The 23957-nt window shown below is 61.5% G+C and carries 26 protein-coding genes and 1 tRNA gene; 17 read left to right on the top strand and 10 right to left on the bottom strand.

The features are described 5' to 3' along the window. The first annotated feature begins 62 nt into the window (after positions 1 to 62). Both AC0L14_RS11505 and AC0L14_RS11500 read left to right on the top strand, forming a co-directional pair. A complete protein-coding gene (locus AC0L14_RS11505) occupies positions 63 to 866 on the top strand; it encodes an alpha/beta fold hydrolase (RefSeq protein ID WP_473749498.1) in 804 nt (267 codons plus the stop codon). Positions 867 to 1002: 136 nt separating this feature from the next. Continuing rightward, positions 1003 to 1626: a hypothetical protein gene (locus AC0L14_RS11500; protein ID WP_123149347.1), complete on the top strand. Its 624-nt coding sequence runs from the start codon at positions 1003 to 1005 to the stop codon at positions 1624 to 1626. 212 nt (positions 1627 to 1838) lie between these two features. On the opposite strand, the gene AC0L14_RS11495 is transcribed toward AC0L14_RS11500, so the two are convergent. Next, on the bottom strand, positions 1839 to 2753 hold the full coding sequence (locus AC0L14_RS11495; protein WP_123149405.1) for a metallophosphoesterase family protein: 915 nt from the start codon (positions 2751 to 2753) through the stop codon (positions 1839 to 1841). Between the two features lie 53 nt (positions 2754 to 2806). Between AC0L14_RS11495 and AC0L14_RS11490 the strand changes: the two genes are divergently transcribed. Beyond that, on the top strand, positions 2807 to 3307 hold the full coding sequence (locus AC0L14_RS11490) for an NUDIX domain-containing protein (RefSeq protein ID WP_473486843.1): 501 nt from the start codon (positions 2807 to 2809) through the stop codon (positions 3305 to 3307). A gap of 1 nt (position 3308) precedes the next feature. On the opposite strand, the gene AC0L14_RS11485 is transcribed toward AC0L14_RS11490, so the two are convergent. After that, complete coding sequence (locus AC0L14_RS11485) at positions 3309 to 4298, bottom strand: glutathione S-transferase family protein (RefSeq protein WP_473749496.1); 990 nt, start codon at positions 4296 to 4298, stop codon at positions 3309 to 3311. Between the two features lie 285 nt (positions 4299 to 4583). On the opposite strand from AC0L14_RS11485, the gene AC0L14_RS11480 reads away from it, so the two are divergent. The 6 genes from AC0L14_RS11480 to AC0L14_RS11455 all read left to right on the top strand — a co-directional run bounded on the left by AC0L14_RS11480 (position 4584) and on the right by AC0L14_RS11455 (position 9724). Next, positions 4584 to 5120: a GNAT family N-acetyltransferase gene (locus AC0L14_RS11480; protein WP_473749494.1), complete on the top strand. Its 537-nt coding sequence runs from the start codon at positions 4584 to 4586 to the stop codon at positions 5118 to 5120. Positions 5121 to 5419: 299 nt separating this feature from the next. Continuing rightward, positions 5420 to 6181, top strand: a complete 762-nt coding sequence (locus tag AC0L14_RS11475; protein WP_473749493.1) for a 3-hydroxyacyl-CoA dehydrogenase — start codon at positions 5420 to 5422, stop codon at positions 6179 to 6181. Between the two features lie 6 nt (positions 6182 to 6187). Continuing rightward, positions 6188 to 7360 carry a CaiB/BaiF CoA transferase family protein gene (locus tag AC0L14_RS11470; protein ID WP_473749492.1) on the top strand — a complete coding sequence of 391 codons (1173 nt, stop codon included), beginning with the start codon at positions 6188 to 6190 and terminating at the stop codon, positions 7358 to 7360. Positions 7361 to 7399: 39 nt separating this feature from the next. After that, positions 7400 to 8179, top strand: a complete 780-nt coding sequence (locus AC0L14_RS11465) for a HugZ family pyridoxamine 5'-phosphate oxidase (protein WP_473527237.1) — start codon at positions 7400 to 7402, stop codon at positions 8177 to 8179. A gap of 155 nt (positions 8180 to 8334) precedes the next feature. Beyond that, positions 8335 to 8673, top strand: coding sequence for an ArsR/SmtB family transcription factor (locus tag AC0L14_RS11460; protein ID WP_123149342.1), 339 nt, complete (start codon positions 8335 to 8337; stop codon positions 8671 to 8673). Positions 8674 to 8920: 247 nt separating this feature from the next. Next, positions 8921 to 9724, top strand: coding sequence for a TrmH family RNA methyltransferase (locus AC0L14_RS11455; RefSeq protein ID WP_473749491.1), 804 nt, complete (start codon positions 8921 to 8923; stop codon positions 9722 to 9724). Between the two features lie 16 nt (positions 9725 to 9740). Here the strand turns inward: AC0L14_RS11455 and AC0L14_RS11450 are convergent, their stop codons facing one another. Together AC0L14_RS11450 and AC0L14_RS11445 are read right to left on the bottom strand one after the other, a co-directional pair. Next, positions 9741 to 10904 carry a coiled-coil domain-containing protein gene (locus AC0L14_RS11450; protein WP_473749489.1) on the bottom strand — a complete coding sequence of 388 codons (1164 nt, stop codon included), beginning with the start codon at positions 10902 to 10904 and terminating at the stop codon, positions 9741 to 9743. Positions 10905 to 11052: 148 nt separating this feature from the next. After that, entirely contained in the window at positions 11053 to 11592 is a 540-nt protein-coding gene (locus AC0L14_RS11445; protein ID WP_245319184.1) for a DUF1134 domain-containing protein, read from the bottom strand. Between the two features lie 447 nt (positions 11593 to 12039). Between AC0L14_RS11445 and chpT the strand changes: the two genes are divergently transcribed. Both chpT and AC0L14_RS11435 read left to right on the top strand, forming a co-directional pair. Further along, entirely contained in the window at positions 12040 to 12669 is a 630-nt protein-coding gene (gene chpT, locus AC0L14_RS11440; RefSeq protein ID WP_473486850.1) for a histidine phosphotransferase ChpT, read from the top strand. A 247-nt stretch (positions 12670 to 12916) separates the two neighbouring features. Then, positions 12917 to 13285 carry a response regulator gene (locus AC0L14_RS11435; RefSeq protein ID WP_473486851.1) on the top strand — a complete coding sequence of 123 codons (369 nt, stop codon included), beginning with the start codon at positions 12917 to 12919 and terminating at the stop codon, positions 13283 to 13285. 118 nt (positions 13286 to 13403) lie between these two features. Here AC0L14_RS11435 and ctrA read toward each other — a convergent pair whose 3' ends face one another. After that, a complete protein-coding gene (gene ctrA, locus AC0L14_RS11430; protein WP_123149336.1) occupies positions 13404 to 14099 on the bottom strand; it encodes a response regulator transcription factor CtrA in 696 nt (231 codons plus the stop codon). A gap of 451 nt (positions 14100 to 14550) precedes the next feature. Between ctrA and AC0L14_RS11425 the strand changes: the two genes are divergently transcribed. Together AC0L14_RS11425 and AC0L14_RS11420 are read left to right on the top strand one after the other, a co-directional pair. Continuing rightward, positions 14551 to 14928, top strand: a complete 378-nt coding sequence (locus AC0L14_RS11425) for a flagellar export protein FliJ (protein ID WP_029349790.1) — start codon at positions 14551 to 14553, stop codon at positions 14926 to 14928. Positions 14929 to 15116: 188 nt separating this feature from the next. After that, on the top strand, positions 15117 to 15308 hold the full coding sequence (locus AC0L14_RS11420; protein WP_473749488.1) for a hypothetical protein: 192 nt from the start codon (positions 15117 to 15119) through the stop codon (positions 15306 to 15308). 72 nt (positions 15309 to 15380) lie between these two features. On the opposite strand, the gene sciP is transcribed toward AC0L14_RS11420, so the two are convergent. Then, positions 15381 to 15656, bottom strand: coding sequence for a CtrA inhibitor SciP (sciP, locus tag AC0L14_RS11415; protein WP_006203587.1), 276 nt, complete (start codon positions 15654 to 15656; stop codon positions 15381 to 15383). Between the two features lie 274 nt (positions 15657 to 15930). Here sciP and mnmA point away from each other — a divergent pair, with 274 nt between their 5' ends. Then, positions 15931 to 17121: a tRNA 2-thiouridine(34) synthase MnmA gene (gene mnmA, locus AC0L14_RS11410; RefSeq protein ID WP_473749487.1), complete on the top strand. Its 1191-nt coding sequence runs from the start codon at positions 15931 to 15933 to the stop codon at positions 17119 to 17121. A 48-nt stretch (positions 17122 to 17169) separates the two neighbouring features. On the opposite strand, the gene AC0L14_RS11405 is transcribed toward mnmA, so the two are convergent. After that, positions 17170 to 18135 (bottom strand): Gfo/Idh/MocA family protein, encoded by a 966-nt coding sequence (locus AC0L14_RS11405; RefSeq protein WP_095491711.1) that lies wholly within the window; start codon positions 18133 to 18135, stop codon positions 17170 to 17172. Between the two features lie 333 nt (positions 18136 to 18468). On the opposite strand from AC0L14_RS11405, the gene AC0L14_RS11400 reads away from it, so the two are divergent. After that, positions 18469 to 18545 (top strand) — tRNA-Met (locus AC0L14_RS11400). Positions 18546 to 19223: 678 nt separating this feature from the next. On the opposite strand, the gene AC0L14_RS11395 is transcribed toward AC0L14_RS11400, so the two are convergent. Next, on the bottom strand, positions 19224 to 20150 hold the full coding sequence (locus AC0L14_RS11395) for an ABC transporter substrate-binding protein (RefSeq protein WP_473527233.1): 927 nt from the start codon (positions 20148 to 20150) through the stop codon (positions 19224 to 19226). 264 nt (positions 20151 to 20414) lie between these two features. Between AC0L14_RS11395 and AC0L14_RS11390 the strand changes: the two genes are divergently transcribed. Together AC0L14_RS11390 and AC0L14_RS11385 are read left to right on the top strand one after the other, a co-directional pair. Then, positions 20415 to 21278 carry a hypothetical protein gene (locus AC0L14_RS11390; protein ID WP_473527232.1) on the top strand — a complete coding sequence of 288 codons (864 nt, stop codon included), beginning with the start codon at positions 20415 to 20417 and terminating at the stop codon, positions 21276 to 21278. Between the two features lie 47 nt (positions 21279 to 21325). Further along, positions 21326 to 21913 carry a YceI family protein gene (locus tag AC0L14_RS11385; protein WP_077380229.1) on the top strand — a complete coding sequence of 196 codons (588 nt, stop codon included), beginning with the start codon at positions 21326 to 21328 and terminating at the stop codon, positions 21911 to 21913. Between the two features lie 131 nt (positions 21914 to 22044). On the opposite strand, the gene AC0L14_RS11380 is transcribed toward AC0L14_RS11385, so the two are convergent. Together AC0L14_RS11380 and fghA are read right to left on the bottom strand one after the other, a co-directional pair. After that, entirely contained in the window at positions 22045 to 22779 is a 735-nt protein-coding gene (locus tag AC0L14_RS11380; protein ID WP_419694515.1) for an FCD domain-containing protein, read from the bottom strand. A gap of 109 nt (positions 22780 to 22888) precedes the next feature. Then, positions 22889 to 23743 (bottom strand): S-formylglutathione hydrolase, encoded by an 855-nt coding sequence (gene fghA, locus AC0L14_RS11375; protein WP_473527231.1) that lies wholly within the window; start codon positions 23741 to 23743, stop codon positions 22889 to 22891. Positions 23744 to 23957 lie beyond the last annotated feature (214 nt).

Here is a 23957-nt window from a genome sequence, read left to right as displayed (position 1 = left end):
AATCCAGCCACAATCTGGAATTTCGCATCCTGTTTGATTTTGCAATAAAACCATAAAATTGCATGATTTCATCCCTTTACGCTGCCGAACGGGGCGCCGGTCCGAAGACGGTTGTCTTCCTGCATGGCTTCGGCGGTTGCCACGACGACTGGCACGAGGTGATTTCGACACTGGCACTTGGTTCACGGACGCTGGCCTATGATCTTCCGGGCCATGGGCTATCCCTCGATTTTCCGGGTGGCGGTCCGGCCAAGGCGGCCGCCCGGGCCGTTCTTGCAGACCTCGCCGCACGCAGAATTAGGAGGGTGCATCTCGTCGGCCACTCGATGGGCGGAGCGGCGGCAGTGCTGATGGCATTGGCCGAGCCCGAAAGGATAGCGTCGCTGACGCTTCTGGCGCCGGGCGGATTTGGGACTGAGATCAACGGCCAGCTGTTGCGCCGTTACGCCGCCGCTGCCGGCAAGAGCGAACTTCGCGCCTGCCTCGCCGCCATGTCCGGACCGCAAAGCCTGCCCTCGGAGCGCATCGTGGATGTGCTTGGCGAAATGCGTGCGCGTCCCGGCCAGTTGCGGAAACTTGTCGAGATCGCGGGCGCCATGACTAGGGACGATCGGCAGGGCGTCATCCCGCGCGAACGGCTCGAAACGCTTGATATGCCGGTGATGGTGGTTTGGGGGACAGATGACGCGGTGCTGCCCTTCACACAGGCCGATGGACTACCGGCGCATTTCCACCTGCACCACGTGTTGGAGGCCGGCCATATGCTGGTCGAGGAAGCGCCCGGCCTGATCGCCGAGATCGTCCGCCGCAACATGAAACGCCGCGCCAGGCCGCTTCGTCTAAAATCCGCCTCCGCGGCGAACTGATCCGTCCCTGTCAAAGCGCGGCTTCGGGCCGGATTTGGTCCGGCAAGCCGTCTATCGATCTCGCAAGTGCATTTTGCTGCATTTTGCCGACGGCTGTGTTAATTCGGTGTTAACCAAACCCGCGAGGCAAACGCCGATGAAGGATGCAGGCGAGAACATCACCCAGATCGATCAGTCGCGAAAACTGTCCGACGCCATTCGCGATGTGAAAAACGCCTTCGCCGACCGCGACGACGTCGTGATCGACATGCGCGAGGCGCATCGCATGCGGCTGGAATTGCTTGCCGCCGAACTCGCGCCCATCTTCGCCGACGTGCCCGCCGACATGGACAATTTCGACTTCGCCGTCTCGTCCGGGCTGCAGCCGCGCCTCTGGATCGACGCCGTCAGCCATGTCGCCATGGGACGCGACCGCCGCACCTATCGCTTCCTCAGGGATACGCGCATCGGTCGGGTGGTGCTCGCCGAATCAACCGAGATGAAACCGGTTGCCGATCAGGTGATGCGCTACGTCGCGGAGCGCGTCGTCGAACGCCAGAGAATGATGGAAGGCGGGGTCGAGCAGGCTGTCGCCGGCCTGAAGCGTGCCTTGGTCCCGGAAGCCGAGCCGCCACTGCGATCCGTCCCGCGCGGCAAGCGTTGGTCGGCGTTTCTCTCCGGTCTCGGCCTGATCGCCGCAGGCGCCCTGGTCGGGCTGGCTGTATCGATCGTGTTGTTCTGGGACCGCCTTGTTGCGATGGGACTGAGCTTTGGACCATGATCCTGAACCGAAGGTCCGCGTAGCGAAAAGTGGAAACCGGTTTTCGGAAAAGATCATGGTCAAACAAAAAGATAGAGCTCCATCCCAATTCTATCGGATGGAACAGGCTCTAATGCATGTCGCGCAAAAGTGCGCAGCGGTTTTGCGATAACGACATGTATAAAACAACAACCTGAAGCGCGTCGCGCGAGGCCGATCGAACACGACGCGCTTCAGGCCATAGCGTCCGCGCCAAGCTCCAGAATCTCCAGATCGGAAGGCGGGATGGCCGGCCCGGTCAGGCCACGTCGCGTCAGCCTGATCCGCCAATTGTCCTTTTCGCCATCGATCTCCAACAGATTATATTGCGCCGCCGGCCGCCTGCCGCCTGGCGCCTGCCCTGCGGCGGCGACGCCGACCACTGGAATTTTGGCGCCGCGCCCATTGATGGAAAACAGCGTCGGCTCGTGCGAATGGCCGTGCAGCACAAGCTCGGCCCCGTGCCGCTGAACGACCTTGTGGAAGCGGGCAATGCCGAACAGCCGCTTGGGCTGCGAAACGGCGCCGCGCACTGGCGGATGGTGGATCATGATCACCCGGAACAGTCCGCGCTTGGCCGTAGCATCGAGCACTTCGCGCAGCCTTTCCGCCTGGTCTTCCAGAAAGAAGCCGTTGGCCATGAACGGAGCCGTGGCCCGCGCCGTCGTCACACCGATCAGCGCGACGTTGCCACGCACGCGCAGATACGGAAAGGCGTCGCGGTCGATCGGCGTATTGACGCCGTCGCCGGTCATCCATGCCGTCCACGACCGGCAGGCCTTGTCGAAGGCGCCAGGCACATAGGCGTCGTGGTTTCCTGGAACGACCGACACATCATCGGGAGAACCCAGCGTCTCCAGCCAGTGCTTGCCCATCTCGATCTCGCCATCGAGCGCCAGATTGACCAGATCGCCGGTGACAGCAAGGTGATCCGGTGCGCTCGCCTTGATATCGGCGACGATCGTGTCGATGACGGCATCGCGCATGTGACGGCGGCGGTTGCGCTGCCAGTTGACGTAACCGACCACGCGCTTGGAGGCGAGATCGCGATAGGTTACACCGGGAAGCGGCCCCAGATGGATATCGGAAATATGCGCGAGCCTGAACATCCTCTCTTCATAAGCGACGCGCGCGCTGCTTTCCACCCACGGTTTCGTGGGTGATGACGCGGCCCGATCCGGAGCAAGCTTTCCGCCAGGCCGGCTGGCCAGGTCTCAGGGCAAGGCTGTTTCATCTGTATTTCGTGCTGCGGCGGCCAATGACGCTCGGGGTGCGCGGCTTGATCCACGACCGCACGTCCAATTCCGTCTTCCTCATTCGCCACACCTATGTACCGGGCTGGCAGCTTCCCGGCGGTGGCGTCGAGCTGGGCGAGACAATGATCGAGGCGCTGGCGCGCGAGCTCTGCGAGGAGGGCAATATTGCATTGACCGCGCCGCCGTTGCTGAAATCGATGCATTTCAACCGTCGGACCAGCCGCCGCGACCATGTCGGCCTCTATTTGGTCGAGCAGTTCAATCAGACGGCGCCGAAGCTGCCGGACCGAGAGATCGCCGCAGCCGGTTTCTTTCCGCTCGACCGCCTGCCGGACGGAACGACGCCGGCCACGTTGCGGCGAATCGCCGAGATTTTTGGCGGCGCGACGGCGTCGCCCTACTGGTAGGTCACGCTGCCTTCCTGAACCGCGCCCGATCATGCGGCGCGGCGTAGTCCAGTTCCGGTCCGACCGGCACGATGTGCGTCGGGTTGATCGTTTCATGGCTGCCGTAATAGTGCGCCTTGATGTGGTGCAGGCTCACCGTGCCAGCGACGCCCGGGACCTGATAGAGGTCGCGCAGATAGTTCGACAGGTTCGGATAGTCGGCGATGCGGCGGAGGTTGCACTTGAAATGGCCGACATAGACCGGATCGAAGCGAACCAGCGTGGTGAACAGCCGCCAATCGGCTTCGGTGATGCGGTCACCGACGAGATAACGCTGGCGAGACAGGCGATCCTCGAGTTGATCGAGCGCCGAGAACAGTTCGCCAAACGCCTTTTCATAGGCCGCTTGCGTCGTGGCGAAGCCGGCGCGATAGACGCCGTTGTTGACTGAGGGATAGACCAGCGCATTGACTGCGTCGATTTCGCGGCGCAGTGCCTGCGGATAGAAATCGAGGCTGGCGTCGCCCCATTTGTCGAAGGCTGAATTGAGCATCCGGATGATCTCGGAGGACTCATTGGAGACGATTGTTTGTTCTCGCCTGTCCCACAGAACCGGCACCGTCACGCGGCCGGAATAGGCGGGATCGGCCTTGGTGTAGATCTGATGCAGGAAATCGAGGCCGTAGAGCGTGTCACCGGTGGCGCCGTCCTCGGCCAGGAATGTCCAGCCGTTGGCGCCCATGAAATGATGGACGACCGAGACGGAAATCACGCCCTCGAGCTTCTTCAGTGCTCGAAAGATCAGCGTCCGGTGCGCCCAGGGACAGGCAAGCGAGACATAGAGATGGTAGCGGCCAGGTTCGGCCTTGAAGCCGCGCTTGCGGCCTTCGGCCGGCGTGCCGTCGACCGTGACCCAGTCGCGCCAGTGCGACTGCGCCCGCACGAACTCGCCGTCGCTGCCCTTGGTGTCATACCCGCGGTCCTGCCATTTGCCGTCGACAAGCAATCCCATGCGATGTCCTTTCGTCTTCATGGGGATGTAGGCACATACCGACGATGCGGAAACCGCCAGGCGTTGAACAGTTCGTCAATCGCCAGGGCGGCAAACGAAGGGCGGCAGGCGAAAACGGCCGATTGCAGTGGCTGAAGATTGGTGCTAGCGGAAAATCCGCATGTTCGACTTTGCCTTGATCCGGTTCGACCGACGACGAAAGGGCGCCCGCGCTTGATGAAGCGCTGACCGGCGAACGCTGCCGTTTGCAGCAAACCTTTCCCCGTATACCGGAACGCAAAGACCATGAGCCTTGCCGACGTGAAATACCTGCCGGAAAATCCGGCGCATGACCCCGAAATCGAAGCCATCAACGACGAAGCCTTCGGGCCGGGCCGTTTTGTGCTGGGCGCCTACAGGATCCGCGAGGGCGGCCCGCATGAACGCGCTTTGTCCTTCGTGGCCGTCGATGACGACATCGTTGTTGCCTCGGTGCGCATGACGCGCATCGCGGCCGGCGCCGGCCGTGCGCTTATGCTCGGACCGCTTGCCGTGCGGCCGGCATTCAAGAATCTCGGCATCGGCCGCCGGCTGGTGACGATCACACTGGAAGCCGCCGCCAAGGCCGGCATGCCGGCCGTGATGCTCGTCGGCGACGAGCCCTATTACGGCCCGCTCGGCTTCAAGAGAATTCCGCGTGGGCAAATCTCCATGCCGCGCCCGGTCGATCTCGACCGGCTTTTGTCGCATGAGATCGTGCCGGGCGCGATGGCACGGCTGGTGGGCGAGGTTTGCCACGCCGATCAGGCAAGAATTGCCGCGCACGTCGCCGCGATGGCGTGACCATCCCGACGCTGTTGCCGTCCTGTCGGAGCTTCGTAGCATGTGGCCGGTCAGCGCATGACCCGGAAAATCGGAATCGATTTTCGGAAAGGATCATGCGCAAATAAAGTGCTACAGCGTCCTTTGCGCGTCCGAAAGGACGCGCGGCGCTGTAGTGCATGTCGCCCAAAAGCATGCCCTCGGGCCTGACCCGAGGGTGCGCAGCGGTTTTGGGATAACGACATGCATAAAAACAAAGACCTAAAGCGCGTCGATTGAGTCCGTTTCAATTCGACGCGCTTTGGATGGAGGACGCCGGCATGAACCCGAACGGCCAGATTGCGATCGTCACCGGCGGCGGCTCCGGCCTCGGCGAAGCGACGGCGCGTGCACTGGCCGCGAAGGGCGCCGGCGTTGCCATCCTCGACCTCGGCATCGAGCGTGCGGCGAAGATTGCGGCCGATATCGGCGGCATCGCCATCCAATGCGACGTAAGCAGCGCCGACGGCGGTGCTGCTTGCGTGGCGGAAGTGGCAAAAAAGCTCGGCGAACCTCGTATCCTGGTGAATTGCGCCGGCATCGCCATCGGTATGAAGACGATCGGCAAGGACGGTCCGCACCCGCTCGACCAATACCGCAAAGTGATCGAGGTCAATCTGATTGGCACCTTCAACATGATCCGCCTCGTCGCCGACCGGGCCGCAAAGCTTGAGCCGCTGGAGGGCGGCGAGCGCGGGATCATTGTCAACACGGCATCGGTCGCCGCCTATGACGGTCAAATCGGCCAAGCGGCCTATTCAGCCTCCAAGGGCGGCGTCGTCGGCATGACGCTGCCGGTTGCGCGCGACCTTGCCCGGTCGGGCATTCGCGTCTGTACCATCGCGCCCGGCATCTTCAAGACGCCGATGATATCAGGCATGCCGCAAGAGGTGCAGGATTCGCTGGGCGCCGCGGTGCCCTTCCCGTCCCGTCTCGGCGAGCCTTCCGAATATGCGGCCCTTGTGCTGCACATCGTCGAAAACCAGATGCTCAACGGCGAGACCATCCGCCTCGACGGCTCCATCCGCATGGCGCCGAAGTAGCCGATCATGAGTGCCGAAGTCTCGCCGCAGGCGAAGACCGGCCCGCTCGCCGGCCTGACGGTGATCGAGATGGCCGGGATTGGACCGGTGCCGCTGGCCGGCCTGATGCTGTCGGAGATGGGAGCCGAGGTGCTGCGCATCGAGCGGATTGGGTCGACCCAGCCGTTCCTGTCGCTACCGGATGAATACGACATCGACCGTCACGGCCGCTCCATCCTGCGGCTTGACCTAAGGCGCTGGGAAGGCGCCGAACTGGTGCTGCGCCTTGCCGAAAAGGCCGACATTCTGGTCGAAGGGTTTCGTCCCGATGTCATGGAGCGGTTTGGTCTCGGGCCGGATGCGGCATTGGCGCGTAACCCGGCGCTGATCTACGGCCGCATGACGGGGTTCGGCCAGGACGGACCGCTATCGGGTCGTGCCGGCCACGACATCACCTACCTCGCCTATTCGGGTGTGCTGCACGCCATCGGCCAGGAAGGAAGCCGGCCAGTCCCACCGCTCAACCTCGTCGCCGACTATGGCGGCGGCGCCGTGATGCTGGTTGCCGGCGCACTGGCCGCCCTGTTTGAGCGTTCGCGCTCCGGTAGGGGCCAGGTGATCGATGCCGCGATGATCGAGGGCGCTTCGATGCTGGCGACACCTGTGCACGCCTTGATGGCGGCGGGCCTGTGGAGTGACACGCGCGGCGCGAACCTGCTCGATTCCGGCGCGCCCTTCTACGATAACTATGAGACGGCGGACGCACGCCACGTCGCCGTCGGCTGCCTTGAACCCCGGTTCTTCGCTGAATTCGCAAGCCTGCTGCCGCTCGACAAGCGTTTTGTGCACGGCCAATACGACAGGAATTTGTGGCCGCAGATGCGCGCTGCCATTGTCAATCGGGTCGGGCAGAAGACACGGGACGACTGGGACCGTCTCTTTGCTGCGACCGATGCTTGCGTTGCACCGGTTCTGTCGTTGCGGGAAGCCAGGGATCATCCGCACAATCGCGCTCGCAACGCCTTTGTGACGTCGGGTGCGCTTGAACGCCCCGCCCCGGCCCCGCGCTTTTCGCGCTCCCGGCCGACGCTTGCCGCCATGCCGGCCGATCACCATTGTCAGGCGGCGACCGTGCTGGCACGCTTCGGCCTTTCGGAAAGCGAAACTGAGGCCCTTGTCAAATCCGGTGTGATAGGTTGATTACCGGAGAATAAAAATCAGCTTAAGACGGTGTGGATTTTGGCCGACCGAAAAAAGGACGTGATCCGCGAGACCGACGCCGAAGCGATCAGGCTGGCAAAGACGCTGATCCGCAGCGCCCGTTTCGGCGCGCTGGCGGTGATCGAGCCCGGGACCGGTTCGCCGCTGGCCAGCAGGGTTGGTGTCGCCACCGATATCGACGGTGCGCCGATGATCCTTGTATCGATGCTGTCCGCCCATACCGGCGCGATCCTTGCCGACCCGCGCTGTTCGCTGCTTGTCGGCGAGCCCGGCAGGGGCGACCCGCTGGCGCACCCGCGGTTGACGCTCGTCTGTCGGGCAGCACGGCTTGAGCGCGGGTCCGGCGAGCATGCCCGCGCCGAACGGCGCTATCTCAACCGCAACCCCAAAGCGAAGCTCTATGTCGGACTTGGCGACTTCTCGATCTTCCGCCTCGAGCCGGAGCGGGCCAGTCTCAACGCCGGCTTCGGCAAGGCCTACTTGCTCGAGCGCACCGATCTGGTCACGACCGCTCCGATCGTCGAAGACCTTGCCGCTGGTGAACAATCCGCCCTCGACCATATGAATGCCGACCATAGCGACGCAATTGCCGTCTACGCGCGCCATTTCGCCAAGGCCGCAGGCGACGGCTGGGTCATCACCGGCTTCGACGCCGACGGCATGGACCTGGCATTGGGCGACGATGTCTGCCGGGTCTTCTTCCCCGAGCCACTGAGGGCGGCGCGTGAGCTCAGGCATGTTCTGGTCGACATGGCAAAGACCGGCCGAGTTGCAGACGAAACACAGTCCGACAGTTAATCGTGTCGGATCGAAAGCAAGTCTTGAGGTTTGAGTGAAATGTTCTACCCTTTCTCGGTAGCGTTGAATCGCCAGCGCACATTCGCGAGTGAGTCTATGGAATCAGACGCTATTGCCCCCATAGCGCCGGATGAGCAGGAAGGTGTGGGGGATCGATGGTCTCGAAAAAGCTAATCGCCAATGCCGAATCAGCGGCTGCGTTTCTGACGCTGATGGGCAACGAGAAACGACTGTTGATCATGAACTATTTGGCCGACGGTGAAATGTCGGTCGGTGCTATCGCCGAGAAGGTTCTGCTCAGCCAATCCGCCCTGTCCCAGCATCTGGCCAAACTGCGGGCGCTCGATCTCGTCGAGACCCGGCGCGACCGGCAGATGATCTACTATTCCTGCAAATCCGATGCCGTGCGCGAACTTCTCAACACGCTGGACGGGATTTTCGGCGAAGGTGAGTTGTCGCAGATGGCGTACCGCCTGCGTCGCTCCGGGACTTGATCGGCCAATGCATGTCGCCCAAAGCCTGCCCTTGGGCTTGACCCAGGGCTTGACCCGAGGGTGCGAAGCGGTTTTGGGATAACGACATACATAACAACAAGAACCGGCCCAAGCACCCCCTACCTCGCTGACGGTTCTTAGAGCGACTTGCGTCCACTTGGACGCAGGAAGTACTTTGGATCCACGCATCGAGCTGTCCGAAAACCCACTGCGATTTTCGGGGCGATGCGTGTCCGCCGAGGCAAGCATGCGCCCCATTCGTATCGAAGACCCGCAAGACCCGCGCGTCGCCGCCTATGTCGACATCCGCGAGCGCGATCTTGCCGGCCGGCAGGGCCGCTTCGTCGCCGAAGGCAAGGTGGTGCTCGAAATGCTGCTCGCGGCCAAACGCTTTTCGGCCGAATCGGTGCTGGTACTCGAAAACCGGCTGGCAGGCCTCGACGGAACCCTGCGCAAGGCACCCGCGGACCTTCCGGTCTACGTCGCGGCCAGCGAGGTCATGGACAGGATTGCCGGCTTTCACATGCATCGCGGCATATTGGCGATCGGCCGCAAGGGCGCGGCGCAGCCTGCAGAGGCCTTGCTTGACACCTTGCCCGCCCGCGCGTTGATCGTCGTGCTGGTCGGCATCGCTAACCATGACAATATGGGCTCGATCTTTCGCAACGCCGCCGCCTTCGGCGCCGATGCGGTGTTTCTGGACGCGACCTGCTGCGATCCGCTGTACCGCAAGGCGATCCGTGTCTCGGTCGGCGCCGCGCTGAAAGTTCCCTTCGCCTCCCTCACTGAGACCATCGGCTTCACCGCGGCGCTCGACCGGCTGGGCTTCGGCCAGTTCGCTTTGTCGCCACGCGGCCAAACCGGCATCCGCGATGCGAAAGGGACTGAACGGCTGGCGCTCTATCTCGGCACTGAAGGCGAAGGCCTGCCCGAAAGTCTGCTCGCCCGCCTGCGGACGGTGCGGATCGATATGGCAGAAGGTTTCGACAGCCTGAATGTCGCCGCCGCGTCAGCCATCGCCCTACATCATTTTTCGGCAAGCAGGACCTGAGCCGCAGAAGACAGCATCACTGCCTGGGCTCAATGCGCCGATTCGGCCTCTGCAGCGCCCGCACGCGATCGGCAAGGCTGCGTTCGCCGCTTCCCGGTGGGTTGGGTGCCGCAAGAGCCTTTGCGATCGGCGACTCCGGCCCGTCGAGCTTCGCCGTCAGGGCGACGACTTGCGCCGCCAGGTCGCTCATCTGCTCACGCAATGCAGCGCTGGCGCGGCGCGCATCGTCGCCGCCTTCGGATTTGGATGCCTCGAAGGCGGCAAGATCCGTTTTCAGTTTCTTGTTCTCGCGGGCCAGTTCCGTCAGCCTCGCCTCCAACCGCTCGCGGTCGTTGTCGAGCTTGGCGATGGCTTTTTGGGTGTCGTCCTTGACGGCCGCATCGGCCTGACTGCCTTGCACTCCGACGAAACGCACCGCGGAGGCGTTTTCCACGCGTTCGCTTTTCGACTTTTCGCGAAGCCGCGCGATTTCCTTGTCGCGGCGGTCAAGCTTGTCCTCGCGATCGGCAAGCGTGGCGAGCAGGCGCTCGACCTTCTTGTCCAGTTCGCCGGTCCTTTTCTTCTCGGCCTTCAACGCGTCTCGTGCGGCCTTGCTCTCGGCCGCGATCTCCTGTTGGCGCCTGTCCGCCTCCTTGCGCTGGCCACGCAGCACCGAAATGTCGTCGGCCAGCTTTTGCAGTTCGGACTCGCGCGCCACAAGTTCGATCTGACGGCTGCTCGAAGAAAAGCTGGCGTCGTCATACATGTGCTCCAGTTTTTTCAGCTCGAGCACACGCTTTTCCAGGGCATGCTCGGTTTGAGCAAGTCGATCTGACAAAAGCTGCAACTGGTCTTCGCGCTGCCGAAGGTCTTCGAGTTCGGAAACGGCCTGTTTCTTGTCCTTCCGCTCGAGCGCCAGCTCCTTCAGTGCCTCGCGGCCGCGGCTGATCTCGACAAGCTGTTCGGCCGATTTCTCGCGCAGCGACTTGACGCTCATCTCGAGCCGGCGCGTCGACATGGCGAACTCGGCGCGGATGCGATCCTTCTCCGCCTGGATCTCGGCCAGCGTCAGCGGCATCGAGCCCTCGACGCGTTTGCGCGTCAGCATCACGGCCCGCCGCCAGATGGCCGGGGCAATCATCAGCGCCACAAAGCCGGCGCAGAGAAAGCCGAGGACAAAGAACAGGACCGACTGAACCAAGGTGACTATCCGTTATGGACGGCAAACAACCGTAAGCGACTGTGCCACGTTCGCATGACGGAATTCCAGCGCTGCGGCAAGGGTCTGCCGCAGCAATGTTCAGATCGTCGACCTTGGAGCCAGTCGAGACGGCGAGGCAACCGCTTGCTCAGAATGGATTCCAGGTGGCGCGCTGGGTAAGCTTCAGATAACCGAGATTGACGCCAAGCCGGGCGCCGACGCCGGTGCGGATCGGCACCAGCAGCACATTGTTGTTCTTCATCACGTTGAAGCCGACGCCAGCCACGAGATAGGCCGAGCCGGCAACGCCGCCGAAACGATTGTAGAGGCTGTTCACGTCGTCGAGATTATAGACCAGCATCATCACCCGCGAGCCCTCGCCGCCAAAATCCCAGCCGAGCGACGGGCCCTGCCAGAACACTTTGTGATCGCCGGCGTTCTTGGTGTAGAGCGTGCCTTCGCCATAGGTCAGGCCACCGATCAGCGCGCCCGAGCCCTCCTCGCCAAGCAAATAGCCATTGGGCAGGCCGTAGGAGGCGAAAATCTTCTCGACGACGGTGGCGAGCCCGCCCGACGTCGCGCCGAAGAATTTATGACCGGAATCGACGATCTCCTGAGCGGTGTATTCCTGGGCCCGCGAAGGCGAGGTCGAAAAGACGATGACAAGGCCCATGAGAGCGATCGCCATTGAGAGGACACGGAAGAAACTCCGGTCAGAGATGACACGGAAAATCCGGTCAGAGGTGACACGGAAAAAACTCCGGTCGTAGTATCGGGAAAACATGCTTCCAATCTCCGTCAGGGAGCACTTTCGCCGACGCCTCACATCCGTGCGGCTCTTTGGCGGCCGCTAAGGATGACTGTTATGGGCAAACTATGCCGTAATCCTTTTTCAACCATTAAGCTTTCACATGAAGATGGCGGTTAGAAGGCTGGTTTCGAGCTGGTTTCGCGTCGCCCCGCAGTATCCGCACCCTGCGTGAACACACCATTTTCGATAACGACAATTCCGGATTTGTTGCTGCACGCTCAGGCGCTGTGTATTCAAGGCCTTGGAGAGAGCGTGATTCGTGTTGGCAGGCGTGATCATTTATCGCGCGGCCATTCCAGTGAAATTTTGCAGGGACTTTCGCCGATGGCCGAGCTTTTCACCCTTTCCGCACCCGATCTCGCAGCGCTTTTGTGCAGCCGGGTCTGCCACGACATCATTTCGCCGGTCGGCGCCATAAACAACGGGCTTGAGCTGCTCGACGAAGGCGGCGCCGACGAAGATGCCATGAAATTGATTCGGCAGAGCGCCAGAAACGCTTCGGCCCGCCTGCAATTCGCCCGCATCGCCTTCGGCGCAGCCGGTTCTGCCGGCATGATGATCGACACGGGGGACGCCGAGGCCGTTGCGATCGCCTTTTTGAGGAACGAGAAGCCGGAACTGGTCTGGAACGGAACCCGTGCGCTGCTGCCCAAGAACAAGGTAAAGTTGCTGCTCAATCTCATTCTCGTCGCCAACGCCGCCATTCCGCGTGGCGGTAAGCTTACGGTTACGCTTGAAAACCTCGACACAGAACCCCGCTTTGCGCTCGCCGCGAGCGGTCCGATGCTGCGCGTGCCGCCCAAATTCCTGGAGCTCCATTCCGGCAACAGGCCTGAAGAACCGATCGACGCGCATTCGGTGCAGCCCTACTACACGTTGCTTCTGGCGCGCGAGGCGAACATGACGATATCGATCCACGCAACCGCAGAAGAAATCGTACTATCGGCTGCTTGAAGTTACTAAGAAATGATTGAAAAGAACAGATAAGAGGTTTTAGACAATATTTACTACCCCCTCACGGTCGAATGAAGCGAGCCTTCCAGGCTAGTTCGGCCGAAGCATCGGTCAAGAAGTTTCCGTAAAAGCTGTTCTTGCAAAAATTTTACCTATCGGCTTTTCAGCTTCTTTACCGGATTGATCCTACCGTGCCTTTCAGTACCGCGACGCTGCCGGATTGCCGCATGGCAAAGAGGGACCGGAAATGAAACGCTGCATGTTCATCGACGATTCGAGCGTCATCAGGAAGGTCGCAAAGCGCATCCTGGGTGGTTCCGACATGCTGGTCATCGAAGCTGCCAGCGGGTTTGACGCGGTCGAGATGTGCACTGCCGACATGCCGGATATCATCGTCGTCGACGGCGCCTTGCCGGACATGCAGGCGGAGGACGTCATCCGCCGCATACGCGCCATGGAAAGTCCGATACAGCCCCAGATCCTGATTTCGCTGGTTGAGGTCGACGTCGCTTCGATCATGCGGGCAAAGCGCGCCGGCGCTCAAGGCTATCTGCTGAAGCCGTTCAATCGGCCGCAACTTCTCGAATGCTTCCGCACCTTGAGAATTGCAGCCTGATTCGCCGATCCCTGGCGCATCGCCCCCGGAAATTGGCGCTCCATGTCTGCGATACAAACGCAAAAGTCCGGCCGAAGCCGGATTTTGTCGGAAAATCGATCGGATCGGCGTCGTCAGCTCAGGCGCTGACGCGGATATCTTCCGGCTCGCGCAGCACATAGCCGCGACCCCAAACCGTCTCGATGTAATTCTGGCCGCCGGAAGCGTGGTCGAGCTTCTTGCGCAGCTTGCAGATGAAGACGTCGATAATCTTCAGTTCCGGTTCGTCCATGCCGCCGTAAAGGTGGTTGAGGAACATTTCCTTGGTGAGCGTAGTGCCCTTGCGCAGCGAGAGCAGCTCCAGCATCTGGTATTCCTTGCCGGTCAGATGCACGCGCTGGCCACCGACCTCAACGGTCTTGGCATCGAGATTGACCACCAGGTCGCCGGTGGTGATGACCGACTGGGCATGGCCCTTGGAGCGCCGCACGATAGCGTGGATGCGGGCGACCAGTTCGTCCTTGTGGAACGGCTTGGTCATATAGTCGTCTGCGCCGAAGCCGAGGCCGCGTACCTTGTCCTCGATGCCGGCCATGCCGGAGAGGATAAGGATCGGCGTCTTCACTTTGGAAAGGCGAAGTGTTCTCAAGACCTCGTATCCCGACATGTCGGGGAGATTGAGGTCGAGAAGGATGATATCGTAGTCGTAGAGCTTGCCTAGATCGACACCTTCTTCGCCAAGATCGGTCGTATAGACGTTGAAACTTTCCGATTTCAGCATCAGCTCGATGCTTTGTGCGGTTGCACTGTCATCTTCTATCAGCAGAACACGCATTTCATTCCCCTTTTCTGCTGCCGGACCATTTCACGACCCGTCCAGGACCGGAGCAGTGATTGCCTGAGCAGAGGCTGCCATCGAATGGTTAACAAAACCTAATTCCGTGCCGCTGACGGTATCAGATTTTTTAACCCCTTTCTACACCTTGTTGAATCTAATAGTGAATCACAGAACCAAACCGCTAATGCAAAACATTAATAAGCCAGACTAAGTGACTCTTTGGACTCGCTGGCCGTGCTTCCGCATCGAGAGCCGGAATTTTTACCCGGCCTTAAGTCCTGAGCCCTATGATTAACAATGCCCGTAAACGAATGGTTACCGCCGGCAAAAAACTTTAGGAATTTGTTTCCCATAGTTCCTGTAAAGTCGGTGGAAACGGGTGAAGCCTGCGGTTTGCCAGGTGGATTGGACGATATGTGCAGGTGTGCGTTTCCAGGAGTACCGAATCATGAAGTCACGTGAAAACCTCGTTCGGCTGAAGCAGTTCCAGGTGAATGAGAAGCGGCGGCAATTGCTGCAACTCGACATGATGATCGCTGAATTCGAGCGCATGGCTGTCGAACTGGAGCTCCAGATCACTGCCGAAGAAAAGAAAGCCGGCATCACCGACATCAACCATTTTGCCTATCCGACCTTCGCCAAGGCAGCGCGCCTGCGCCGCGACAATCTCAGAAACTCGCAAAGCGACCTCGCCCAGCAGCGAAGCGTTGCCGAATCACTGCTCGGCGAAGCCGAAGCGGAGCTTTCCAAAGCGGAAATGCTCGAATCGCGCGACACCAAGATCCGCGACGCCGAGACCGGCGGCCGCAGCGCCATGATCGGCTGAAAACAAGGCTTTAAGCCGGTCAACACCCAGCGATCACGGCGTTGCTCATCTGGAACGTCGCCGCTCATTGGTCGAGCAGCCGCCAGTTTCAGGGCTACGCTAGCAAAATCTCCTTCACGTTCCGAGACCGCCCGCATCCGGGCATTCCTGATGTCGGCGCAGGCGATTCCGGCCAGGACCTTATCTGATTGAGCAACCCACCGGTTCTGGCCGAGTTCGGCGCGTCGAGCGGATGTCCGTCGGGCCCGACCGCACAGGCTTGTGGAACGTGGCAAGGTCGACGCGAAAAGCTTGCCGTCCCTGTGGCAATGACCCGCTCGAAGAAGCAGGCGCCGCTCATGCCTTTCTCGGCCGATCGGCAGGTGGTGCTGACCGTCTGAAGCAGAGAAAACCGTTGCGGCAAAGCAAAAAGGGCGCGGATTGTCGCGCCTTTTGACTTCCTTGAACCAGCCTTAATGCCGATATTGCTGGATGCGCGTCGTGCGCAGGCCGGCAAGGCCATATTCGTCGATCGACGCCTGCCAGGACAGGAATTCCTCGGTGGTCAGCTTGTAGCGCTGGCATGCCTCCTCGAGGCTCAAAAGCCCACCCCGTACAGCAGCCACCACTTCCGCCTTGCGCCGAATAACCCAGCGACGTGTGTTCGTCGGCGGCAGATCGGCAATCGTAAGGGGGCTGCCGTCAGGCCCGATAACATATTTGACGCGCGGTCTAACAAGATCGGTCATCGTACTCTCTACTAAAAACTCAAAGACCCAATCCCCACCACATTACCGCCACAGCTTTAAAAATTGCCTAAGCGAACCCTAATAGCTAGGTAAGGATCATGAACGCCGCGTTAGTCTTTTCGTCGGCATTTGAGATATCTGCCCGCGAGCGCCGAATCCGTTCAAAAAAATCGGCCGGTTCGCGAAGCTGGCGCGCCCGGAAAGCTTGACCTATATTCCGGCCATTGGCATTCAAGCGCCCTCATCCCGGGGCGCCGTGCAGAACGAAAGAACCATGAACAGCCTCGACCTTCCCGGACGTCCCGAAAACACCCGCGTCGTTGTCGCCATGTCGGGCGGCGTCGACTCGTCGGTCGTTGCCGGTCTTTTGAAGCGCGAAGGCTATGATGTCGTCGGCGTCACGCTGCAGCTCTACGACCATGGCGCGGCAACGCACCGGCCCGGCTCATGCTGTGCCGGCCAGGACATCGACGATGCCCGCCGCGTCTCCGAGACGCTCGGCATTCCGCACTATGTGCTCAATTACGAGGAGCGCTTCCGCAAGGCGGTGATCGACCCCTTCGCCGAGAGCTATGTGGCCGGCGAAACGCCGATCCCTTGCGTTTCCTGCAACCAGACGGTGAAATTCGCCGACCTTCTGGCGACCGCCAAGGAGCTCGGCGCCGACGCGCTGGCCACCGGCCATTACATCCGCTCCGGCGCCAACGGCGCCCATCGCGCACTGTACCGGCCGGTCGACGCGGAGCGCGACCAGAGCTATTTCCTGTTCGCCACCACGCAGGCGCAGATCGATTATCTGCGCTTTCCGCTTGGCGGCCTGTCGAAGCCGCAGGTTCGCGCCATCGCCGAGGAAATGGGGCTGACGGTCGCTGCCAAGCAGGACAGCCAGGACATCTGCTTCGTGCCACAGGGCAAATATTCCGACATCATCGCCAAGCTGAAGCCGACTGCTGCCAATCCGGGCGACATCGTCCATATCGACGGCCGCGTACTCGGCCGCCATGAAGGCATTTTGCGCTACACGATCGGTCAGCGCCGCGGCATTGGCGTCGCCTCGGGCGAGCCGCTCTACGTCGTCCATCTCGACGCCGATCGAGCCCGCGTCGTCGTTGGCCCGCGCGAGGCGCTGGAGACGCACAAGATCTATTTGCGCGACATGAACTGGCTGGGCGACGCTGCGCTGTCCGACATCCCGGCGGCCGGGCTGGAGCTTTTCGCGAAGGTCCGCTCGACACGCCCGCCGCGCCCGGCCGTGCTGCATCACAACGCCGGCATCACTTCGGTGGAACTGGTCGACGGCGAGTCCGGCATCGCGCCCGGCCAGGCCTGCGTGCTCTATTCCGACGACGGCAACCAGGCCCGCGTGTTCGGCGGCGGCTTTATCGAGCGTTCCGAGCGTGGCGCCGAGGCCGAGGCGATGCTGACGCGGCTGGCAGCCCGCCCGGCGCAGATTCCCGCGGAATGATCCCGATCCTATCGGGATGATCAGGCTCTAACACAGCGGCACTTTCTCTCAGGAAGACGATCCAGTGTGGGTAACCGTGCCAGCGGTCAGGATACGCAGCACCCTGATGGCTTCCTCGCCACTGGTGCGCGGTTCTGCCCGCGTCTCGATGCACTGGATGAAATGCTCGAGCTCTCGCGTCAGCGGCATGCCCTCGCCCACCGCCACATAGGACGGCTCGTTGGTGGTGAAGGCCCATTGGCCGCTGTCTTGCCACACCGCGTGGCGGTAGACGGCGAGCTTGCGCTCCCACGGCTCGACATCGTCGAACACCGCCATCGCCTTGGTGCCGACCACGGTCAGCCGCCGCTCGCGGTAAGGGTTGAGCCGCGACGCGAAGAGATGGCTGCGCAGACCGTTGGGAAAGCGCATGTGCAGATGCGCGAAATCGCTAAGATTGTCGAGGAGCGCTGCCCCCTCGCCACGCACCTCGATCGGTTCCGTGCCGGTGATGGCGAGGATCATCGACAGATCGTGCGGCGCAAGGTCCCACAGCGCATCGTTCTCCGTGTGGAACTTGCCGAGCCCGAGCCGGTGCGAATGGATATAGCGGACCTCGCCGAGCTCGCCATTGTCGATCAGCGCTTTCAACGTCTCGAAGGCTGGATGAAAGCGCAGTACATGGCCGACCATGAAGACACGGCCATTGTCGGCCGCCGCCTTCACCGAGCGCTCGGCATCCGCCACCGTCAGCGCGATCGGCTTCTCCACCAGCACGTCCTTGCCGCCCTGGACGGCGCGCACCGCCATGTCGGCATGGAACTGCGGCGGCAGCGCCATGACGATGGCATCGACGTCGCTGCGGACAAAGAGCGCCTCCGGCTCGATCGCCAGGCAATCCTGCTCACTGGCGAAGCCTTCGGCGCGGGCAGGGTTGACGTCCGAGACCGCGTGCAGCGCGCCGAGCGCCTTGAGGGTGCGGATGTGGTTGCTGCCCCAGTATCCGCAACCGAGGACTGCAATGCGCGGTTTCATCAATTCCAACTCTAGAATTTCGTGGCCGAGACATAGCGGCGCGCCCCGCCGAACTCAACCCCGGCATTTCTGTGCCCAATTATCTGCCCGGCAAAGCTTTCCGGCCATTAGAGCGATGTGCGTCCGCTTGGACGCACAAGGTACGCGTCTCAAGACCGTGAAGCTTGGCGACGCGACAGGATGCGATAGAGTGTGGCGCCAGACCGGCTGCATCGACTCCGGCTGCATCGATGCTTGACAGGCTTGGCGTCCCAACCTTATATCCGCCCGACCTTGGCGAACGCTTCGACATGCCTGCTGATTTGAGGCGGATTTCGGGCCTTTCGCCGCCCTGGCGGGGTAGCTCAGTTGGTTAGAGCACGGGAATCATAATCCTGGGGTCGGGGGTTCAAGTCCCTCTCCCGCTACCAAAACTCCTTAAACCATTGAAATAGCAAAAAAATCTATGCACAATGGTAGCGCTTCCAATTGAAATTGATCAATAATTTCAACGTGGCGCCCTCGTTTTCCACGCGCCAGGTGATTTCAGAGTCGAGGAAGAGCAGCACGCGTTTTACTCCTCCCTGAAAGCGCGCTCGATCCGATCAGCAAGGGCTTCACGATACAAGACAACATCGTGCGCCTGCCGGTCGAAAAGGGACACCTCGACCTTGCATTCCAGGCGCCGGCGTCAATCCTTCGGGTCTGGCGAGACCCGTGCGCAGCAGACTGCCAGCTAGTTGACGCACTTTCCAGGGGAACAGGACATTCACATTCAAATTGGTTTTTGGATACCTATCGGAATCTGAATGAGTTTCCAAGCTCTGGACTGTGTCCTCCCAGGCCCACGACCGGACCGTATCCCAGCCAGCTTAGCTGGCGCTCGTTTGGGAGGATTGCTTGGCTTTCCGCACGGCTTCTCACCGCGTGAAGCGAGCGCCATGCCGGCACCGCGGCGGATGGTTGCGCTGGAAGACACACTCGCAGGACGGGGGCGCCGCATTGTTCTGAGGTGAACTTTGCCGAAGCCCACGCCACACCGGCAGCTTCTTCATGTGTGTGGCGTTCACGATGAACCCGCCGATCGAAGATTCGCCGGCCGCTGGTGATCAGGCGGCGCCTTCCAGATAGCGCCTTTCGAAGACGCCTTCGGCAGCATCGCACTTCGACTTGTCGAGCAGGTTCGCCCTGACCATCAGGTCGATCGTCGTCTTGAGCGCCTTGTCTGGCACGGCCAGGCCCTGCGGCCACATGCCCATGCCACGCATATATTCCAGGCCCCGTCGCGCCAGGGATTCGCTTTCGGGTGTGGTAATGCGCTGGAAGATCGGCAGGGTGATGCCATGGTTGGCCGCTTCATTCGTGACCGAATGCGCCTCGATCAGCGCCTTGAGGAAGCGGATCACGAGATCGCGGTTCGCTGCGAGCCAGGATGCCTTGCCGATGACAGCGGTGAAGACGATCTCGGGGATTGCGGCGCTGACTTCCCCGAGCAGATTGTAGCCCTTGTCCTGCGCGAGGAAATTCCAAGGTGCGGGCTGCGGAGCGCAGTCGATTTCGCCTGCCTGCAGCGCCTCCCACCGCTTGGTGTGAATGCCGGCCAGGGCAAACTCATAGTCGCCGGGGTAGTGCAGCCCTGCCGCGGCCAGCATGATCTGCGTGTAGATCGCGGTGCCCTCCGTCAGCGAGGACGTGCCGACTTTCTTGCCCCTCAGCTCGGCAAGCGAGCCGATGCCTGGACGCGCCACGATCGACATCGGCAGGCGCACGGCGTTGGCTGCCACGATACGCAGCTCTCCTCCCCTGACGAAGTCGGCAACGGCGCCTTCCGGCGGCGTAATCGCCAGATCCGCTTCGCCGTCGAGAACGGCCGCGGTCGCCTTTTCGACGCTGCCCATGCGCTTGTAGTCGATCTGGATGCCGTGCTTTTCGAAAAGGCCCTGTTCATCGGCGACGAAGACAGGAAGCCAGTTGAACCCCTGCGCGCCGCCCGCGAGCCGAAGATCGGCGAGGCCGGCAGATTCCTGGTCAGTCATGGCGATATCCTCCGTTGAAACTTCCGGCGCCGGCCTCTGTCTGGCGAGATGCGGTTCGGTTCTACGGCCGTGATGCCGTGGGACATTGACAGACGCATAATAATTTGAGATACCATCTAGTATCTAAAAAACATACGGTATGTCAATATGCCGAACGACGGACTGGGCTGATGCAACATCGAGCCGAAGGAGGAAACATGCGCCCCACCAAGAATGTCGCCGATATCAGCAGCCGACAGGTCGACGCGCTGCGGAACAGCTGACATGAGCGGCCTGGCGCGATCACCACAGGAAGCGATGTTCCTCGGCATGGTTACGGCTGGTTTGCTCGCGCTTGTGGCAGCTGGGCTGCTGCGCTGGTTTCGCGCCGGGAAGCTCTGGACGGACCTCCTGGTGCCCGCTTCCTTCCTCGTCGCTTACTGGCTGGCCTACAACAAGGTGCCGTCTTTCCCGCCAGTAGGTGCGGTCAATAAGGTCTTTTTAGTCTCCGTGATTGGAACGGCGCTCGGTGTCCTGGCCGAGGCCGCAGGCCGTGGCATGCCGGGTCGCGCACTTGTCCTTGCCCAGCCGATCGCGTCCGCCGCCTATATAGGAGCGGCTCGGCTGCCCGATGCGCTCCCGGAAGTGGCGGTGGCCGCGTTATGGGGCCTGCTGGTAATGCATGGCCTTTCCGGTGGAACAGACCGGGCCGCGGACGAATCCGGCACAAGGCGCGTCGTCTCGCTCGGCATCGCATGCGTCGGTTTCGCGCCGATCGCGCTATTGGGGGCATCGTCCTCGAGCTTTCAGCTCAGCCTGCTTTTCGCAGCCGCCCTAGCGGCCATTGTCGCCACCAATATCTCAAATCCGGATTTCGGATTCCGCTCCGCATCCCTCTTGGGAGGAGCAGGTGGCATGATAGCGGTCGCGCAGACCGTCACGCTGATCACGCGCAAGACCGACATGCCAGCGCTGGCCGTGCTGTCATTGATCTTTGTCGCGCCGTTTATCGTCGATCCGGTTTTGCGCCGGATCCACGTCACGAACAAAGCCGTCCGCCTCGCCGCATTTGTCGGGATTTGCCTGCTGCCAGTCGGCGCATCCCTGGCGATTGTGATCGCGCGGTATGGCTCGAGCTTCCCGGTATGACCCGGAAGAGAACTGTCGGAAACCAGTTTAGGGAGGAAGTTACACCTATGTCGAAACTACTGCGGACCACCTTGCTTGCCGCCACGATCGCCTGGTTGCCGCTAGCCGCCGAAACAGCCGCGGCCGGGACTTTCGAAATCGATCCCGTGCATTCGGGCATCGCTTTCTTCATCGACCATCTCGGTTTCTCGCAAGTGATCGGAACGGCGAAGGAGTTCTCGGGCACGTTCGCGTTCGACGCCGCCCACCCGGCTGACAGCAGCCTCGACGTTGCGGTGAAAGTTGCCGGCATCTCGACCAACAACAGCCAGCGCGATAGCGACATCCAGGGCGCCGACTGGTTCAATGCAACCGAGTTCCCGCAGATCACCTTTGTCGGGCGGGAATTCAAGGCGGTCGATGCCAAATCCGGAACGATCACGGGCGATCTCACGATCGCAGGGGTGACAAAGCCGGCCACGCTGGACGTCACCTTCAACAAGGAAGGCGAGAACCCGTGGGACAAGAGCCACGTCGTCGGCTTCAGTGCGCGAACTTCGATCAAACGCAGCGACTTCGGCATGAAGGCCGCGCTCGGAATGATCGGCGACGACGTGAGCCTCGTGATTCAGGTTGAAGGGCGTGCCCGTTCATAACTCACGGTGACCATCCGGCAGGCTGTCGCCTGCCGGATGGCTCGATGGAAGCGGATCCCATCGGCAGCGTTCGTTCAGGCAGATTCGGCCACCATCACCCACGGATTGCGCCAAGTGAAACTTGCCGCGGCCTACTCTGCGGCCACGGGATCCGGACGCCTGAAGGCATCGGCCGTCCCACCTTGCGCGAAAAGGTGGCTTGCATGAGCAATGACGTTCTCGGTCGTCTCGCGGATATGCCGGTCGACCAGATCCTGCGCCGTGGCCGTGTCGCGGGCGATGACCCTATCCATGATCATCTTGTGCTCGACGTCCTTTGCGCGCCATTGCGGGCGAAACTGCGAGGACATCCTGCGGTAGCGGTGGGCGCGCTCAAAGAGCTTCTGCCGGATCTCGAGCAGATTCGGCGAACCGCATGCCGCGACCAGCGACAGGTGGAACGCACTGTGCAACGTGGCCCATTCGTCGGAGAGATAGTAGCTCGCACCAAGCCGGCTTTGCAGGCGATCCATTCGATGGAAGGCGGCCATGATGTCCGCCTCCCAGCGATCGTCGCCACGATCGATTGCCAGCTTGATGCACTGCCGTTCAACGAGCACACGGACATCCGTCAGATCGTTGAGATCAAACAGCGAGACTGGCGCGACCAGGAACCCGCGCTGCCCCTCCGCCACAACCAGGCCTTCGGCCACCAGCCGCGACAGGGCCTCGCGCAGAGTGGAGAAGCTGACTTCATACAACTCCCTCAGCGTCTCGAAGCGCAGCTTGGTTCCCGGTTTCAAGGCACAGCTGATGATGTCGCTCCGCATGCGCGCCAACACATCCCCGGCGCGTGTCTCTCCAGCGGGCTTGAGGGTGTTACCCATGCATACGACTCCGTATTGAATTATCGCGGAGATTACTGCGGATTTTCGAAATAATCAAACCTGTCGCGTCGAAGTGGCGCGATACCGGCCAGGGCGGGCGTGTTGGGTCTCAGCCGTTAAGCAACAACCTCTGGGCATGCCAGCGCAGATGGTCGTCCATGAAGCTCGAAATGAAGAAATAGGAATGGTCGTATCCATCCTGCATGCGCAGTGTCAGCGGAATGCCGGCCTTGGCGCAGGCCCCCTCCAGGAGCCAGGGCCTTAGCCCGTCATTCAGGAACCCGTCCGATGTCCCCTGGTCGACGAGAAATTCCTGAAAGCGGTGCCCATCCTCAATGAGCGATGTGGTGTCGTAGATCCGCCACGCGGCTTCATCCATGCCGAGGTATTTTTCGAGGGCCGGCCTCGACCAGCCGGCTGTGCCTGGCTGCACGATCGGCGCGAAGGCCGAGCAACTCCTGAACCGCTCCGGGTTCTTCAAGGCAATCGTCAATGCACCATGCCCGCCCATCGAATGGCCGGTTATGGCTTGGCGCGACATGTCTGCCGGAAAATTCGCAGCGATCAACGCCGGCAATTCCTCGACGATGTAGGAATACATCCGGTAGTTCTCCGCATAAGGCTCCTGCGTCGCATCGAGATAAAAGCCGGCGCCGCAGCCAAACTGCCAATTGTCCTTCTCATCTGGGATGTCGGCGCCGCGCGGACTGGTGTCCGGACAGACGACGATCAGCCCCAGTTCGGCGGCCATGCGCCTGTATTCGCCCTTGTCCATGACATTTTGATGGGTGCAGGTCAGTCCCGACAAATACCACACCACCGGGCAAGGCGTTTCCCGGGCCTGTGGAGGCACGAAAACGGCAAACGACATGTCGCAGGAGCAACTTGTCGACAGGTGCGAATAGACGCCCTGCACGCCGCCATGGGATTTTGCCTGGGAGATCGTCTTCATGGGTTCCGGCATGTAGTCTCCACCAATTTTAGGCGCCAATGATAGCCATCTATGGCATCCGCCGCGGCCGCGGCAACCCTGGTGGATCAGGTTGCCCGATATTGGGCGGCACCAGCAGATGATTGGCGTGGGGGGGGGGGGGGGGGGGGGCCCCCCCCCGGGGGGGGGGGGGGGGGGGCCCCAGGCCCGTGGTTGGTTTGGGGCGGTTGTGGGCCGGGGGGGGCCC

It is taken from the genome of Mesorhizobium sp. WSM4841 (assembly GCF_055811515.1).
Note: the sequence above shows the minus strand (reverse complement) of the source record. Positions and strands in the feature narration are given on the sequence as shown.

What these genes read in the sequence shown, in the direction of transcription:
- AC0L14_RS11505 (WP_473749498.1), top strand. Translation starts at nt 63, where the DNA reads ATGATTTCATCCCTTTACGCTGCCGAACGGGGCGCCGGTCCGAAGACG.
- AC0L14_RS11500 (WP_123149347.1), top strand. Translation starts at nt 1,003, where the DNA reads ATGAAGGATGCAGGCGAGAACATCACCCAGATCGATCAGTCGCGAAAA.
- AC0L14_RS11495 (WP_123149405.1), bottom strand. Translation starts at nt 2,753, where the DNA reads ATGTTCAGGCTCGCGCATATTTCCGATATCCATCTGGGGCCGCTTCCC.
- AC0L14_RS11490 (WP_473486843.1), top strand. Translation starts at nt 2,807, where the DNA reads ATGACGCGGCCCGATCCGGAGCAAGCTTTCCGCCAGGCCGGCTGGCCA.
- AC0L14_RS11485 (WP_473749496.1), bottom strand. Translation starts at nt 4,298, where the DNA reads ATGGGATTGCTTGTCGACGGCAAATGGCAGGACCGCGGGTATGACACC.
- AC0L14_RS11480 (WP_473749494.1), top strand. Translation starts at nt 4,584, where the DNA reads ATGAGCCTTGCCGACGTGAAATACCTGCCGGAAAATCCGGCGCATGAC.
- AC0L14_RS11475 (WP_473749493.1), top strand. Translation starts at nt 5,420, where the DNA reads ATGAACCCGAACGGCCAGATTGCGATCGTCACCGGCGGCGGCTCCGGC.
- AC0L14_RS11470 (WP_473749492.1), top strand. Translation starts at nt 6,188, where the DNA reads ATGAGTGCCGAAGTCTCGCCGCAGGCGAAGACCGGCCCGCTCGCCGGC.
- AC0L14_RS11460 (WP_123149342.1), top strand. Translation starts at nt 8,335, where the DNA reads ATGGTCTCGAAAAAGCTAATCGCCAATGCCGAATCAGCGGCTGCGTTT.
- AC0L14_RS11455 (WP_473749491.1), top strand. Translation starts at nt 8,921, where the DNA reads ATGCGCCCCATTCGTATCGAAGACCCGCAAGACCCGCGCGTCGCCGCC.
- AC0L14_RS11445 (WP_245319184.1), bottom strand. Translation starts at nt 11,592, where the DNA reads ATGGCGATCGCTCTCATGGGCCTTGTCATCGTCTTTTCGACCTCGCCT.
- chpT (WP_473486850.1), top strand. Translation starts at nt 12,040, where the DNA reads ATGGCCGAGCTTTTCACCCTTTCCGCACCCGATCTCGCAGCGCTTTTG.
- AC0L14_RS11435 (WP_473486851.1), top strand. Translation starts at nt 12,917, where the DNA reads ATGAAACGCTGCATGTTCATCGACGATTCGAGCGTCATCAGGAAGGTC.
- ctrA (WP_123149336.1), bottom strand. Translation starts at nt 14,099, where the DNA reads ATGCGTGTTCTGCTGATAGAAGATGACAGTGCAACCGCACAAAGCATC.
- AC0L14_RS11425 (WP_029349790.1), top strand. Translation starts at nt 14,551, where the DNA reads ATGAAGTCACGTGAAAACCTCGTTCGGCTGAAGCAGTTCCAGGTGAAT.
- sciP (WP_006203587.1), bottom strand. Translation starts at nt 15,656, where the DNA reads ATGACCGATCTTGTTAGACCGCGCGTCAAATATGTTATCGGGCCTGAC.
- mnmA (WP_473749487.1), top strand. Translation starts at nt 15,931, where the DNA reads ATGAACAGCCTCGACCTTCCCGGACGTCCCGAAAACACCCGCGTCGTT.
- AC0L14_RS11405 (WP_095491711.1), bottom strand. Translation starts at nt 18,135, where the DNA reads ATGAAACCGCGCATTGCAGTCCTCGGTTGCGGATACTGGGGCAGCAAC.
- AC0L14_RS11395 (WP_473527233.1), bottom strand. Translation starts at nt 20,150, where the DNA reads ATGACTGACCAGGAATCTGCCGGCCTCGCCGATCTTCGGCTCGCGGGC.
- AC0L14_RS11390 (WP_473527232.1), top strand. Translation starts at nt 20,415, where the DNA reads ATGAGCGGCCTGGCGCGATCACCACAGGAAGCGATGTTCCTCGGCATG.
- AC0L14_RS11385 (WP_077380229.1), top strand. Translation starts at nt 21,326, where the DNA reads ATGTCGAAACTACTGCGGACCACCTTGCTTGCCGCCACGATCGCCTGG.
- AC0L14_RS11380 (WP_419694515.1), bottom strand. Translation starts at nt 22,779, where the DNA reads ATGGGTAACACCCTCAAGCCCGCTGGAGAGACACGCGCCGGGGATGTG.
- fghA (WP_473527231.1), bottom strand. Translation starts at nt 23,743, where the DNA reads ATGCCGGAACCCATGAAGACGATCTCCCAGGCAAAATCCCATGGCGGC.